This is a genomic window from Stenotrophomonas sp. Br8 (genome assembly GCF_014763005.1).
Lineage (GTDB): Bacteria > Pseudomonadota > Gammaproteobacteria > Xanthomonadales > Xanthomonadaceae > Stenotrophomonas > Stenotrophomonas lactitubi.
Window position 1 is genome coordinate 1 of the sequence record NZ_JACGTN010000005.1, and the last position, 13257, is coordinate 13257.

The window sequence follows — 13257 nt, forward strand, 5'->3', positions numbered from 1 at the left end:
TATCGGAACGAATTGAGCCGAGCATTGCTCGGCTCTACAGAAATGCCGGCAGATCGCGGAAATCTGTCGAAGGCGGGGTGGGTCCGGTTGCGGGGGTGTCCGCGGCATGGATGCCGCGGCCAAGCCTACAGGGACGTACTTGCGGCGTCCCCCGCAACCGGACCCACCCCGCCTACCCTCAGGAAACCAGCTTCTGCTGTTGCTTCGGCTGTTGCCGTTGCTTCGGCAGGTGCAGGGCGCAGCCCTGCCCGACAACCCTCCTTGACCGCAGCGGCCCGGGACCCGGAGAATTACGAGATTAATTCTCATTTGCTGTTGCGCAGGATGCGGGCGGCAGCCTCGACGGCCCTCGATCCCGATGTTCAAGAACGTCCTGTTCCAACTGCACTGGCTGCTGGGCATCAGCGCGGGTGCCATCCTGGCCGTGATGGGCCTGAGCGGTGCGGTCCTGTCGTTCGAGGATGAGCTGCTGCGTGCGGCCAATCCCGGTTTCGCCGCCATCGCCGAACACCATGCCGACAACCAGCAACCGCTCGCCTTGAGTGAACTGGTGCCGTTGCTGCAGGCGGGCAGCGAACGGCCGCTGCAGCGCCTGCGGGTGGATGCCAGCGGTCAGCGCCCATCGGTCGCGCGCTTTGCCGGTGGCAAAGACCACTGGGTGTATTTCGACCCCTACAGCGGTGAGCGCTTCAGCACGCTGCGCGGACAGGCTTTCTTCGATTTCGTCGAGGACCTGCACCGCCATATGGTTGCCGGCGAGCGGGGCTCGTGGATCACCGGCAGCTGCGCGATCGCCCTGCTGTTCTTCACCCTGTCCGGGTTGTACCTGCGCTGGCCACGTCGCTGGTGGCACTGGCGCAGCTGGTTGGCCGTGGAGTGGGCACGCAAGGGCCGCGGCTTCCTGTGGAGCCTGCATTCGGTGATCGGCACCTGGGTGCTGCTGATCTACCTGATGAGCGCGCTGACCGGGTTGTGGTGGTCGTTCGACTGGTACCGCAACGGGCTGACCCAGCTGCTGGGCGTCGCGCCGCCCGCCAAGCACAGACTCGCCACGGATCTTCCCCTGGATCTGCACAATGTCGAGGCCGCGCTGTATGCGCTGCCCGGTGTGCGCCAGGGCTTCATCGACCTGCGCCTGCCTGAGAAGCCCGGTCAAGCACTCAATGTGCGGGTGATGTCGGCGGATCCCGCGCAGCGCGGCGGCCACCATGATCGTGCGCACGACCTGCTGCAGCTCGACCCGGCCACCGGCGCGGTTCTCGACGCGCGCCCGTACGCACGCCAGGGTGCCGGCGGCCAGCTCACCACCAGCATGTTCGCCCTGCACTCGGGCAGCTTCTTCGGCATGCCCGGACGCATCGTGGTGATGCTCAGCAGCCTGGGCATGTGTCTGTTCTTCGTCACCGGTTGGCTGCTGTACCTGGACCGCCGCCGCAGCCAGCGCGCCGCGCGCGCGCTGCGGCAGACCGTTCCGGCAGCAGCACTCCACGCCGGGGGCATACCGTGGCTGGTGGTGCATGCCAGCCAGAGCGGCCTGGCCGAACAGTTGGCCTGGCGTGCGGCGGCACAGCTGCAGGCGGCCGGCCACGGGGTGCAGGTACTGCCGCTTGCGCGCGTGACGGCCACGCAGCTGCAAGCCACCACACAGGCGCTGTTCGTGCTCAGCACCTTCGGTGATGGCGAGCCACCGGACAACGCACGGCGCAGCGCGCGCCAACTGCTGGCACAGCTGCCGGCGCTTTCCAGCCTGCGCTACGGCATGCTCGCACTGGGTGACCATCAGTACGATCAATTCTGCGGATTCGGCATGCAGATGGATGACTGGCTGGCCCGCGCGGGCGCACAGCCGTTGTTCGCGCGAATCGATGTCGATGCTGCTTCGGTGACGGCGCTGCGGAAGTGGCAGCTGCAGCTGACCGGGCTGACCGGCATCGACACCGATGACAGCGTGCTGCCAGCCGCCACGGTGATGCATGACTGGCGTCTGCTCGGCCGCACCCTGCTCAACGCCGGCAGCGTCGGTGGCCAGATCTGGAAGATCCGCCTGGCACCACCGGCTGATGTCGATTGGCAGGCCGGCGACATCCTGCATATCGCACCACGCCACGATGCGGGGCATGTGCACACGGTGCTTCGAGCGCATGGCCTGGATCCCCTGCAACCGCTGCTGATCGACGGTGCTGCGAAAACGCTGTTGGAACTGGCCAGCGAACGCGTGCTGCCCGAAGCCGGCAGTGCATTGCGGGTACAGGATGCAGGCCTATGGTTGTCAGGCCTGCCGTCGCTGCCCGGGCGTGAATACTCCATCGCCTCATGCGCCGCCGATGGCGAGGTGGAACTGGTGGTCCGGCTGGTCCACGACGCAGCAGGTCGCGCGGGGCTGGGCTCGGGCTGGTTGGCGCTGCATGCGCCGTTGAAGGGTGCGGTTGCGGCCCGCGTGCATCGCAACCCTGGCTTCCATCGGCAGCCAGGCACGCCGATGGTACTGATCGGCAACGGCACCGGCATCGCCGGCCTGCGCAGCCTGCTGCGCGAAGCTGCGCATCACGGTGAGCACGGTCATTGGCTGCTGTTCGGCGAGCGCCAGCGCGCGCACGACTTCCTGTTCGCCGAGGAAATCATCCGATGGCAGGCTGACGCGCACCTGCTGCGGTTGGATCAGGCGTACTCGCGTGATATCGACGATGGCAGCTACGTGCAGCATCGCCTGCGCGCTGCGGCGGATGAACTGCACACGTGGCTGGCACGCGGCGCAGTGATCCATGTATGTGGATCGCTGCACGGCATGGCCGAAGGCGTGGACCAGGTGCTGCGCGAGGCACTGGGCGATGAAGCGGTGGAACTGCTGCTGGAGAACGGACGTTACCGGCGCGACGTGTATTGAGTCCGTTCGCCGGGCATGGCCCGGCGTTACCCGTCATGGGTTTCAACGGTAGCGCCGGGCCATGCCTGGCGAAGGCGATCACGCGGCCGCGCGCGGGCGTCGCTCGGGCAGTAGTCGGAACGCTGCCACCGCTTCGGCCAGCGCCTGCACCTGGGCCTGCATCTGCGCGGTCGATGCGCCGGCCTCTTCCACCAGGCTCGCATTGCGCTGCGTGCTGGCCTCCATCTGCACGACGGTCTGGTTCACCTGGGCGATGCCCGCATGTTGCTCGTGCGACGCACTGCGGATACCCGCCAGCAACCCGGCCAACTGCTGCACGCTGCTGACGATCTCGTCCATCGTGGCGCCCGCCTGCTCGGCCTGCGTACTGCCCTGGCCTACCCGCGCCACCGAGTCCTCGATCAGTCCCTTGATCTGCTTGGCCGCGTCCGCACTACGCTGGGCCAGCAAGCGCACTTCGGCGGCCACCACCGCGAAGCTGCGACCCTGCTCGCCTGCACGCGCTGCCTCCACCGCCGCGTTGAGGGCCAGGATATTGGTCTGGAAGGCGATGCCATCGATCAGCTGGATGATGTCGCCGATGCGACGCGACGACGCGCTGATGCCCTGCATGGTCGCCACGACCTGGCCGACCGCGGTGCCGCCGCGCTCGGCAACCTTGGCGGCGTCACGTACCAGTCCGTCAGCACGCCCCGCGGCGTCGGCGTTGCGGCCGACGGTGTCGGTCAGCTCATGCATGGATGCCGCGGTTTCTTCCAGGTTGGCCGCCTGCTGCTCGGTGCGCTGGGACAGATCGTGATGACCGGCGACGATCTCGCTGACACCCACATCCAGGCGCACAGTGGCCTGCTGGATACGGGTGACGATGTGGCCCAGCTGCGCGACAGTGGCGTTGGCATCGTCACGCATGCGGGCGAACACGCCCTGCAGGTCGCCCTCCATGCGCACGCTCAGGTCGCCGCGTGCCAGTGCGGCCAGCAGCGCCTGCAGGTCGCCCAGGTTGGTCTCGAAAGTGGACAGCAGGCGATTGATGCTGGTCGACAGCGTGCGTACGAACCCCTGCTTGCCCTCCAGCGCGATGCGCCCCTGCAGCTCGCCATGCGCTGCCGCGTCGACCAATGCCGCCACTTCAGTTTCCAGCAGCGTTTCCAGCGCGCGGCTGCGCCATTCCACCGCGACACCAAGGAAGTGGTCGTCCTCGACGACGGCATTGGCGATCAACTGATACCGGGTACCGGCGTGGCCGATCTCACGCTCTTCGCGCTGACGGACACCGATCAGTCCCGCCAGCGCCGGATGCAGGCGGACCGCGTCGCTGCCGAGCAATGTCTCTGCGGGAAGCGCCAGCAGCTGCAGCAGCGCCGGGTTGGCGTAGGCCACCTGCCCTTCCGCATCAACCACCATCAAGCCGGTCTGGGCACTGTCCAGCGCCTGCCGCACGCGCGTGTTGCCGCGTGCCACCGCGCGTTCGGTCTCGGTGCGCGCACGCAGGCGCTGCTGCATGTCGACCAGGCGCTGCGCGAGCTGGCCGATCTCATCGTTGGCGTTGTGCACGCGCAGCGTGGTGTCGAGCCGGTCATCCGCGATATCGCCTGCAAAGCGCAGGGTGTCCTGGATCGGTCGACGCACCGCGCGTACCACCAGTACCAGGCTGGTGATCAGCACGCCGGCCACCAGCATCAGGGTGGCCACGAACAGCACGCTGGCCATCCTTGCGCCCGATCGCTGACGCAGCTGTGCCTGTTCCAATGCCGCAACCTGAGCCTGCTGGAAGGCGGCCAATGCCGGGCCGACGGCTGCCGCGGTTTCGAGCAGCGACTGTGCCTCCACGTCCAGGCCGACGCGTGCAGCGGTATAGCCAAGCAACGCGGCCTGGTAGGCTTCCATGCCGTTGCGCACGCGTTCCTGCACGTCAGCTGGCAGGCCGGCCAACGCCAGATCGAAGGGCAGCTTTTCTTCGCTGGCACGATCGGCGTGGGTGGAATCGCCATCGAGCAGCAGCAACGCTTCCTGGCGCCGCATCCGCTGCACATGCAGGGACAGCGCAGGGCGCTCCAGCGCATCCACCTGCGCCTGCAGCGCGTCGGCGGCCTGCTGCAGCTGCGCGGCCAGACCAGCGTCGCCGCGTCCCATCTCATCTACCCGCTCGAACAACGCGGCGATGCCCTGTGAGAATGCATCGACGGCCTCGGTCATCGCCTGCAGCACCTTGCGCCGGCCCGCGTCCATCGGCATGCCCCGCAACGCCTGCAGGTCCTGCTTCAACATCTGCTGCGTGGCCAGCAACTGGCTGCGGTCCACATCATCGAAACTGCGCGCATACTGGGTCTGCAGGCGCCGGGCCTCGGCCACCCGGGCGGCCAGCGAAGCAACGCGGTCACTGCCGTGCTGGTAGCTGGCCTGATCGCGGGCCGCCTGCGTGCTCGCATGACTGGTCCAGGCGTGGACGGCGGCGATGGCCACCAGTCCCAGGCTGCAGACCAGCAGGGTCGCCTTGAGCTTGTCGGCGACGCTGAGCCGATGTGGCTGCAGCCAGCGCAGCAGGCCTGGGAAACGGGAACGCAACCCGACAACGCGGCTACGCAGGGACCGAAGGTGGGGAACGACGGCCGACATGACAGACTCCAGGCGGAAGGACGCACCTGTATCGACCGATCTCAGTGGAACTTTAGCGTCCGACTGAGTCCTGCCGCGGGCAGTACCCAGTCGTCGCTGTTGTACCGGCCGCAGGCGACGAGGGGATGACACCGGCGAGGCACACTTGACCTCAACCCCGGTTGCGGTAGCACAGTGGAGCCCCCCGCCCGTGGTGCCTGCCATGTCCATCGACGTCCCCCGCTACCTGCAGCGCCTGCAGCTGGATGCCCCGCCACCGCTCACGCTGGCCGGGCTGACCCTGCTGCAGCAGCGCCACAACGCCCTGCTGCCGTTCGAGACCCTTACCAGCCTGCTGCGCGATGCGGTCGCCATCGACCTGGACAGCGTCCAGCACAAGCTGCTGCACGCGCAGCGCGGCGGCTACTGCTTCGAACTCAATGGCGCGTTCCTGGCCCTGCTGCAGGCCCTGGGCTTCGATGCGCAGCCGCTGAGCGCACGGGTGCTGCTGTCGGCTGCAGAGGGCGAACTGACCGCGCGTACGCATCTGCTCCTGCGGGTGCGTCTGCAGGAAGCGGACTGGTTGGTCGATACCGGCTTCGGCAGCCTGACCCCGACCGTGCCACTGCGCCTGCATGAGAGCGCAGTGCAGGACACACCGCATGAGCGCTACCGCGTGCGGCGGCTGGACGATGGCGACTTCATGCTTGCCGCCGAAGCAGGGGATGACTGGCGGGCGCTGTACCGCTTCGACCTGCAGCCACCGGCGCCGATCGATAACGAAGTGGGCAACTGGTACGTGTGTACGCATCCGCAGTCGAGCTTCCCTGGCCAACTGCGTGCATCACTGACCGGGCCGGATTGGCGACGCACCATCGGCAGCGGCAACTACACCGAATATCGCCCGGGCCAGGTACCGGCCAAGCGCCCGCTGCGCGATGTGCAGGACGTGCGCGAGGTGCTGCAGCAGGGCTTCGGCATGCGCCTTCCGGACGATCCGCGATTGGATCCAGCCATTGCCGACTGGCTGCAGCGATCGCGCGCCGCGTCCGTGTAGAGCCACGCGATGTTCGGCTGCTGACCGGAGGGCTATGGGGTGACGGGCGCCTGCAGGGCGATCCGGTTGCCTTCGCTGTCGCGGATCTCGGCCACCCGCCAGTCACCGGCCACGTCCGGGCCAAAGCACAGCACCGCGCCAGCCTGAAGGGCACGCTGCAGGCTGTCATCCAGATCGTCCACGCCCAGGTAGATGCGCGGTCCCTGCTCCGAGGGCAGGTAGTCAGCACCGTGCACCAGCGCCATGCTGGCACCCGCGTCCCTATCGTTGAATGGCAGGTACGCCATCCGGCAGTCATGCACGTTGATCGGGGTAGCGATGTCCACCTGCAGCCATTGCCGATAGAACGCCATGGCACGGTCCAGGTCGGCAACGGGAACTTCAACGTGCAGGATGGGATTCATGGTGATCATGGCTGGGCGTGCAGGCGGATGAAACACAGGATCGCAGCTCTGCACACCACACGATACGGCCACAGGTGGCATGCTGGCAGCCCGACACCGAGCTGGAACTGCGCATGTCCCTGACCGATCACCGTCATGCGTTGGCCCCACTGGGCTACCTGCGCGTTGCCATCAACCTCGGCAACCCGGTGCTGGCCCAGGGCGACGCCGATGCACCACGCGGGCCATCGGTGGAACTGGCCACCGCGCTGGCACAGCGGCTGGATGTGCAGGCCCGCTTCAGTTGCCACGACGCGGCCGCATCGGTGGTGGCAGCTGCGAGCGACGATGCGTGGGACCTGGCCTTCCTGGCGGTGGACCCGGCACGCGCCGACCGCATTGCCTTCAGTGCACCGTATGTGGAGATCGAAGGAACCTACCTGGTGCGCGATGACAGCCCAGCACGGCAGGTTGCAGATCTCGATCGCGACGGGCTGCGCATCGCAGTGGGTCGCGGCGCCGCCTACGATCTGTTCCTCAGCCGCGAGCTGCAGCAGGCAACGATTGAGCGTGCCGACACCTCGGCCGCCGCCATTACTCTTTTCGACCAGCAGCGGCTGGATGCAGCGGCCGGCGTACGCCAACCCCTGCAGGCCTGGGCACAGGCGCATGCCGGCCATCGCGTGCTGGCAGATCGCTTCACCGTGATCCAGCAGGCGGTCGCAGCGCCTGTTGCTAGACCCGCAGCGGCGTTGCAGGCACTGTTCGCGGAAGTAGAGGCCATCAAGGCCGGACCGCTGCTGGGCGAAGCCTTCGCACGTGCCGGGCAGGCAGTCACGCTGGTGCGCTGACGCACACTCCCCGTCACTACGCTCGCCTGGCGCTATCCCGCGTCGGCGGCCTGCATGTGCCGCACATGCTCGGCTGCCTGCGCGTGCAGCCATTCGCGGAAGGCCAGGAAACCACGGTGGCGTATCGAGCGCTGCGGGTACACCAGCCAATGCGGCCATGCGGTTTTCAGGCGCAGGTCCGACAACGCAACCAACTGGCCGGAATCCAGCAGCAGCCGCGCCCGGGTGACCCGTCCCAGCGCAACACCAACGCCGTCCAGTGCGGCGCGATGGTGGGCCTCGGAATCATCCAGCACCGCCACGAACCGCGCCGGTGGGCGCTGTCCGACCAGCGCGAACCATGCGCCCCACGCACCGTCTGGGTCTCCCAGCAGCGGCCACTGCGCCAACGGTAGGTGGCCGATGCCGCCCATGCGCTCGATCAGTGCCGGGCTGGCCATCGGCAGCAGCCATTCGTCGAACAACGGTTCCACCACCAGCCCCGGCCATTGTCCGCTGCCCAGCCGCAGCGCCGCATCGAACTGCAGTTGCCGGTCGAAGTCGATCAGTCGTTCGCTCGATTGCAGATTGATTTCGATCTGTGGATGCGCCGCCACGAAATTGCCCAGCCGTGGCACCAGCCATGCGCTGGCCATCGACGGCACGGCACTGAGGGTGAGCACATGTTCGGGGCGCGCGGCGTAGGGCTGGAAGGCTTCGTTGATCGCATCCAGATGGGGCCCGACCTGATCCAGCAGGCGCTGCCCTTCCAGGGTCAAGGCCACACCGCGTGCCTGCCGGATCAGCAGCGGCTGGCCCAGGCGTTCCTCGAGCTGTCGCATCTGATGGCTGAGCGCACTGACCGTCAGGTTCATCGATGCGGCGGCGCGGGACAGGTTGCCCAGGCGTGCGGCAGCGACGAAGCCCTGCAGGGCATGTAGCGGTGGGCGGGACATAAGCCTTGAATTCCTCTCAAGTCGACCTTGCGGAAATGTCGCTTTTTGCGCACCCATGCTGCCCGTATCGTGCATTCCACTCAAGTGGAGGCACGATCATGAACATCTTCAGCGGTCTGTTGTTCCTGCAGGGTCATGTGACCAACGTTGCCCTGGCTCAGCGCCTGGCCGAACCGGTTCCCGCAGCGCCCGATGCGCGTCAGGCATCGCGGCCGGCCAGCGTCCCGGCCACCTCGGGAAGTGTCACCACCCGCGCTGCAGGTACTCCGGCAACCACGGCTCCGGATCGATAGCGAGCGCGCGATACGCATCGATGGCTTCGCGAAGTGCGGCCACACCGACCGGCGTGCGCAGGCTTTCCTCTTCCGGCACCTGCGCTGCGGCCCAGTCATGCAGCCGGTCCAGACGCTGGACCATCGCCGCCCGCAGCCACGGCCGCAGCGGATACGTGTGATAGCCCTGCTGTGCCAGCGCACGTACCGCCTCGGCCAGTGCGGCGTTGGCCCCGCGCACCCATTCGGTGCGCCCACCGGCCTTGTCCTGCACCGTCATCGGTGCCGGCGCACGATGCAGCTTGAAGGGCCGGCGCAACTGCAGTTCCAGGTCACGCGCATCCCGCTCGGACTCCGCCTCGACCAGCGCGCCCGCTTCCAGATCGAAGAACTCGAACCAGCGCCGATGCAGCGCACAGATCCGGCCCAGCGGATCGCGCGAGAAACCAATCTTCGCGTAGTCCTCCCAGGCACAGGGAAAGACATAAGCGAACACGCGGCCATCAATGCGGATATCGGAGTCCATCGGCGCACGATGACGATGCCCGCATGTGCGGAACGTGCAGGCGTCGTGCAGACGGGCGCGCGGCAGGTCAACGTCGCTGCAGCGCTTCCTGTATCGCCGCGGCCACATCGGTGTTGTCGATGTAGCTGCCATCGTTCAAGCGCACATGCTGGCGATAGCCGTTGTCGACACCGCGCACGCGTTTACCCAGCAGCTCGGCGCCGTTGCCCTTGGCCCACAGTGGCACCAGGCCGTTTGAATGGTTGCCGGTGGGGCGGAAGCTCATGCCCGGCATGCGCCCCCGGCCGTGGTTGCGCACCGGTTCGAAGGCCACCTGCTGTGCGTTCGGCCCCATCGGCATGCTGTTGTCGTGGTCGGTGGTGACAATCAGCAGATTGCGCTCCCAGCCACCGTTCTCCTCGATCCACGCCATGACCGCCGACACGGCATCGTTGAACTCGACGGTCTCTTCGATCAGACGGCCAAACTGCGGCTGCCCGGTGCAGGCGCCGTAGTGCCATTCACTGCCGCAGGCGCTGGTATGCGCTGCCCAGTCGGTGGCACCGCCTTCAACCATCAGGAACAGGCCCTTGGTTGAGCGCTGCTGCAGGAACTGCAGCGCGCCACGGGTCATCGTCGCCAGGTCCGGCACGCTGTCGATCTTCTTCACCCCCGATGGTGTGCTCGCGTCTTCGCCCAGTACCTGCAGCTGCCGCGCCTGCTGCAGGGTGTTGGCCACGCGCGGTACACCGATCAGCGGCCGGTCGGAGGGCACCAGGCCCTGCGCCAGTGCAACGAACTCGGCCTTGCTGCGGATCAACCGCCACGGCCCCGATGGATTTCCGGCAATGGCCGTGCCCGCCTCAAGCTGCTGCCAATCCTGCTGCGACACCCACTCCCAGGGGTTCCCGCAGCCCTCGGCCACCGGGCCCTGCGGCCCGTCGACGCAGGCTTGTCCATTGACGCTGTAGCCGGGTCCGCCGGTGCCCATCACCAGATCCATGTGGCCCTGGGCCAGCATCTGATGGGCGATCTGGTGATAGCTGTTGCGTGATTCGGCCTGCGCAGCGAATGCAGCCGGCGTGGCATGCGCGAACGGCACCGAGGTCACCACGCCGGTGGCCATGCCCAGGCGTTTGGCACGCAGCGTGTTGAACTCCACCGGTACACCGTCGTTGTCGACGTTGATGGCGTTGTTGTAGGTCTTCACCCCCGAGGACAGCGCCGTGCCGGCCGCCGCGCTGTCGGTGGCCACCGCCGCTAGGTACTGATACCCAGCGAAGGGCAGATCCGCCGCAGGCACGGGCGTGGCGTCCCATGCCTTCTGCGCGTCGTAGCCGAGCGTCTGCGCCGCATCGTGCGTAGGCTGGCTGCTGGCGTTGAGCGGGAACGTTGTCACCGCCAGCCGCTGCGGGAAGTCGGCATAGGGGGCGCCTTCGCGGCTGCCGTATTGCCAGTAGGCGGCGGCGTCCCAGGTGCCCCAGCCGGCGCCATCGTTGATCATCACGATGACGTTGTGCGGCCGTCCCTGCGCCGGTTCCGGCCTGTCGGTGCGTACGTCGTGGTGGCAACCGGTGATGGCAACCAGCGCTGTCAGGATGGCCGGCCGCAACCAGCCCCCGAGGTTCGTTTTTTTCATCAGCAGTCCCAGCAGCAAGCGAAGTGATCCGGCCTCATTTGCGACGTTATATCATTTCAATATTTCAGAAACAGTCATCCAGCGCGGGCGCGCGCCGTTACGCTGTCGCCGTATGCCCTCCATGACTTCTTCCCGTTCCCCTGTGTCATCGATCACGATCGATGCCCTCTCCCTCGAGATCCTCCAGCAGCAGCGCGCGGAACTGCAACGACCGCCGGCCTCGCTGACCAAGCTGATGACGGCCTACACCGCGTACGACCTGCTCGCGCGGTCGGGCGGTTCGTGGTCGGACACGATCGCTATCGATCCGCGCGACGTACACGAGGTGGCCGACGATGAAACGCGGATGGGCCTGGTGCCCGGCGAACGCATCGCCCTCGGCAGACTGCTGGAGGGCCTGATGGTGGTTTCCGGCAACGATGCCGCGCTCGCCCTGGCCCGTCACCTGGCCGGATCGCAGGCGGCGTTCGCGCAGCACATGAACGACCACGCGCGCGCGCTGGGCCTGCACGATACGCACTTCATCTCCGCGTCCGGCATCACCACCCCGGGCCATCTGTCGACCGCGCGCGACATGGCGGTGCTGGCCGCCCACCTGCTTGCCCGCTACCCCGACCTGCTGGCAATCACCGCACAGCGCAGCTTCGCGCACCGCACACTGCAGAAGGCGAACCAGAACGCCCTGCTCGGCGAAAACGGTGTGGATGGCTTGAAGACCGGTTACACCCAGGCTGCAGGTTTCTGCCTGGCGGCCACCGCCCGTCGCAGGTGTGCTGGGCACGCCCTGCCACTGCGCCTGATCAACGTGGTGCTGGGCGCTGATTCCCGTGCGTCGCGCGATGAGCAGGTGCGGGCGCAGCTTGATGCGGGCTTTGCCATTGCCGCGGCGGCCGAGGCCCAGCGTGTGTGACGGGCAGACCGGGCAGACACCACAGGCAATGCGCTCTATAGTCCAGCGCCCAAAGGAGTACCCCATCGATGGATCGACGTCTCTTGTGCTGGATGCTTGCGCTGTTCTGCACGTTCTCCGCGGCACTCACCCATGCCGGTGAACTCACTCCTGCCGAGAGCGACGCGCTGCAGAAGGATGTGCGATCGCTGCTGTCCACGTTCGCCCGCGGCGACACCGATGCCATGATTGCGCGCACGCATCCCAGCGTGAAGCGGTTTGCCGGCGGCGATGCGGCCTATGCGAAGGCCGCACGCGATGCGATGAAGACACTCGACGACATGGGCGTGAAGGTCATCAGCGATGATGTCGGTGAACCGACCCGCACCTATGCTGCCGGCGACGAAGAAGTCTGCTTCGTGCCACGGACCACGGTGTTCACCGTCGAAGCGCAGACGTTGAGAAGCCTCGCCTTCATGGTCGCCATCCGGCACGTCGGTGAAACGCAGTGGCGCTACATCGATGGTGCCGCGATGCAGGCGATGCCGGAGCTGCTGCGACAGCTGCTGCCGGACCTGCAGCCTGACGTATCACTGCCCCCGGTCAGCTTCGAGCAACTCCAGGTCGCTCCGCGCACATGATTCAGGTGCTGCGCTTGACGATGGCGACGATCACGCGCTCCAGCTCGGCCTCGGCTGCCGCATGTTCCACCGCATCGGCCGCAACCGCTTCAGACAGGGTTTCGGCGGCACCAAGGATTGCCCAGAGGCCACTGGCCGGTACGACTTCTCCCGCTGCGAACGGTCCCAGCCACTGCGCGCACTTGTCGATGAAATCCTGCTGATAGCAACGGCGCACCGCCCGCAGTTCCGGCGATCCCGCCAGCGCAGCGAGAATGTCCTGGATCTCGCTGCCCTGTGACAGCACGCAATCGATATAGCCGGAGGCGATGGCATGCGCACGCTCCTTCAGCCGCGCTTTCGCGCTGCCGATGCGCTCATCGAAGACCACGGTCTGCCTCTGGTCATAGTCGGCATACAGCGCGGCCAGCAAACCGTTGCGGGTTTCGAAGTGGTCGTAGGCCAGCGGCTTGGCGACACCTGCCGCCTCCGCCAGACGACCCAACGTCAGCGCATCGGTGCCTTCTTCGCCGACCAGCGCCCATGCCACGTCCAGCAGCTGGCGGGCACGCTGTTCGCGGGTCAGGCGACGACGGGGCTCAGGCACGGCAGGGCTGGAAGACAAGG

At 67.0% G+C, this 13257-nt stretch carries 11 protein-coding genes; 5 read left to right on the top strand and 6 right to left on the bottom strand.

Going from position 1 to position 13257, the window contains the following annotated elements; translation table 11 throughout:
• Nucleotides 1–358: 358 nt before the first annotated feature.
• The gene (locus H3005_RS05510) at nt 359–2884 is read left to right on the top strand and encodes a sulfite reductase flavoprotein subunit alpha (RefSeq protein ID WP_191077734.1); all 2526 of its coding nucleotides are present in this window, start codon (nt 359–361) and stop codon (nt 2882–2884) included.
• A gap of 78 nt (nt 2885–2962) precedes the next feature.
• On the opposite strand, the gene H3005_RS05515 is transcribed toward H3005_RS05510, so the two are convergent.
• Complete coding sequence (locus H3005_RS05515) at nt 2963–5500, bottom strand: methyl-accepting chemotaxis protein (RefSeq protein ID WP_100553769.1); 2538 nt, start codon at nt 5498–5500, stop codon at nt 2963–2965.
• 202 nt (nt 5501–5702) lie between these two features.
• On the opposite strand from H3005_RS05515, the gene H3005_RS05520 reads away from it, so the two are divergent.
• Entirely contained in the window at nt 5703–6536 is an 834-nt protein-coding gene (locus H3005_RS05520) for an arylamine N-acetyltransferase (RefSeq protein ID WP_100553770.1), read from the top strand.
• Nucleotides 6537–6568: 32 nt separating this feature from the next.
• On the opposite strand, the gene H3005_RS05525 is transcribed toward H3005_RS05520, so the two are convergent.
• Nucleotides 6569–6940, bottom strand: a complete 372-nt coding sequence (locus tag H3005_RS05525; protein WP_100554226.1) for a VOC family protein — start codon at nt 6938–6940, stop codon at nt 6569–6571.
• A gap of 113 nt (nt 6941–7053) precedes the next feature.
• Between H3005_RS05525 and H3005_RS05530 the strand changes: the two genes are divergently transcribed.
• Complete coding sequence (locus tag H3005_RS05530) at nt 7054–7770, top strand: transporter substrate-binding domain-containing protein (RefSeq protein ID WP_100554227.1); 717 nt, start codon at nt 7054–7056, stop codon at nt 7768–7770.
• 32 nt (nt 7771–7802) lie between these two features.
• Here the strand turns inward: H3005_RS05530 and H3005_RS05535 are convergent, their stop codons facing one another.
• From H3005_RS05535 to H3005_RS05545, 3 genes are all read right to left on the bottom strand, one after another.
• Nucleotides 7803–8705 carry a LysR substrate-binding domain-containing protein gene (locus H3005_RS05535; protein WP_100553771.1) on the bottom strand — a complete coding sequence of 301 codons (903 nt, stop codon included), beginning with the start codon at nt 8703–8705 and terminating at the stop codon, nt 7803–7805.
• Nucleotides 8706–8948: 243 nt separating this feature from the next.
• Nucleotides 8949–9503, bottom strand: coding sequence for a GIY-YIG nuclease family protein (locus tag H3005_RS05540; RefSeq protein WP_100553773.1), 555 nt, complete (start codon nt 9501–9503; stop codon nt 8949–8951).
• 67 nt (nt 9504–9570) lie between these two features.
• Nucleotides 9571–11121: an alkaline phosphatase gene (locus H3005_RS05545; protein ID WP_100554228.1), complete on the bottom strand. Its 1551-nt coding sequence runs from the start codon at nt 11119–11121 to the stop codon at nt 9571–9573.
• A gap of 112 nt (nt 11122–11233) precedes the next feature.
• Between H3005_RS05545 and H3005_RS05550 the strand changes: the two genes are divergently transcribed.
• Entirely contained in the window at nt 11234–12031 is a 798-nt protein-coding gene (locus tag H3005_RS05550; protein ID WP_191077755.1) for a serine hydrolase, read from the top strand.
• A 68-nt stretch (nt 12032–12099) separates the two neighbouring features.
• Nucleotides 12100–12651 carry a hypothetical protein gene (locus H3005_RS05555; RefSeq protein WP_191077735.1) on the top strand — a complete coding sequence of 184 codons (552 nt, stop codon included), beginning with the start codon at nt 12100–12102 and terminating at the stop codon, nt 12649–12651.
• 1 nt (nt 12652) lies between these two features.
• On the opposite strand, the gene H3005_RS05560 is transcribed toward H3005_RS05555, so the two are convergent.
• The gene (locus H3005_RS05560; RefSeq protein WP_100554229.1) at nt 12653–13216 is read right to left on the bottom strand and encodes a TetR/AcrR family transcriptional regulator; all 564 of its coding nucleotides are present in this window, start codon (nt 13214–13216) and stop codon (nt 12653–12655) included.
• Between the last annotated feature and the right edge of the window lie 41 nt (nt 13217–13257).

Coding starts and splice junctions, on each gene's coding strand:
- H3005_RS05510 (WP_191077734.1), top strand. CDS start 359: ATGTTCAAGAACGTCCTGTTCCAACTGCACTGGCTGCTGGGCATCAGC.
- H3005_RS05515 (WP_100553769.1), bottom strand. CDS start 5,500: ATGTCGGCCGTCGTTCCCCACCTTCGGTCCCTGCGTAGCCGCGTTGTC.
- H3005_RS05520 (WP_100553770.1), top strand. CDS start 5,703: ATGTCCATCGACGTCCCCCGCTACCTGCAGCGCCTGCAGCTGGATGCC.
- H3005_RS05525 (WP_100554226.1), bottom strand. CDS start 6,940: ATGAATCCCATCCTGCACGTTGAAGTTCCCGTTGCCGACCTGGACCGT.
- H3005_RS05530 (WP_100554227.1), top strand. CDS start 7,054: ATGTCCCTGACCGATCACCGTCATGCGTTGGCCCCACTGGGCTACCTG.
- H3005_RS05535 (WP_100553771.1), bottom strand. CDS start 8,705: ATGTCCCGCCCACCGCTACATGCCCTGCAGGGCTTCGTCGCTGCCGCA.
- H3005_RS05540 (WP_100553773.1), bottom strand. CDS start 9,503: ATGGACTCCGATATCCGCATTGATGGCCGCGTGTTCGCTTATGTCTTT.
- H3005_RS05545 (WP_100554228.1), bottom strand. CDS start 11,121: ATGAAAAAAACGAACCTCGGGGGCTGGTTGCGGCCGGCCATCCTGACA.
- H3005_RS05550 (WP_191077755.1), top strand. CDS start 11,234: ATGCCCTCCATGACTTCTTCCCGTTCCCCTGTGTCATCGATCACGATC.
- H3005_RS05555 (WP_191077735.1), top strand. CDS start 12,100: ATGGATCGACGTCTCTTGTGCTGGATGCTTGCGCTGTTCTGCACGTTC.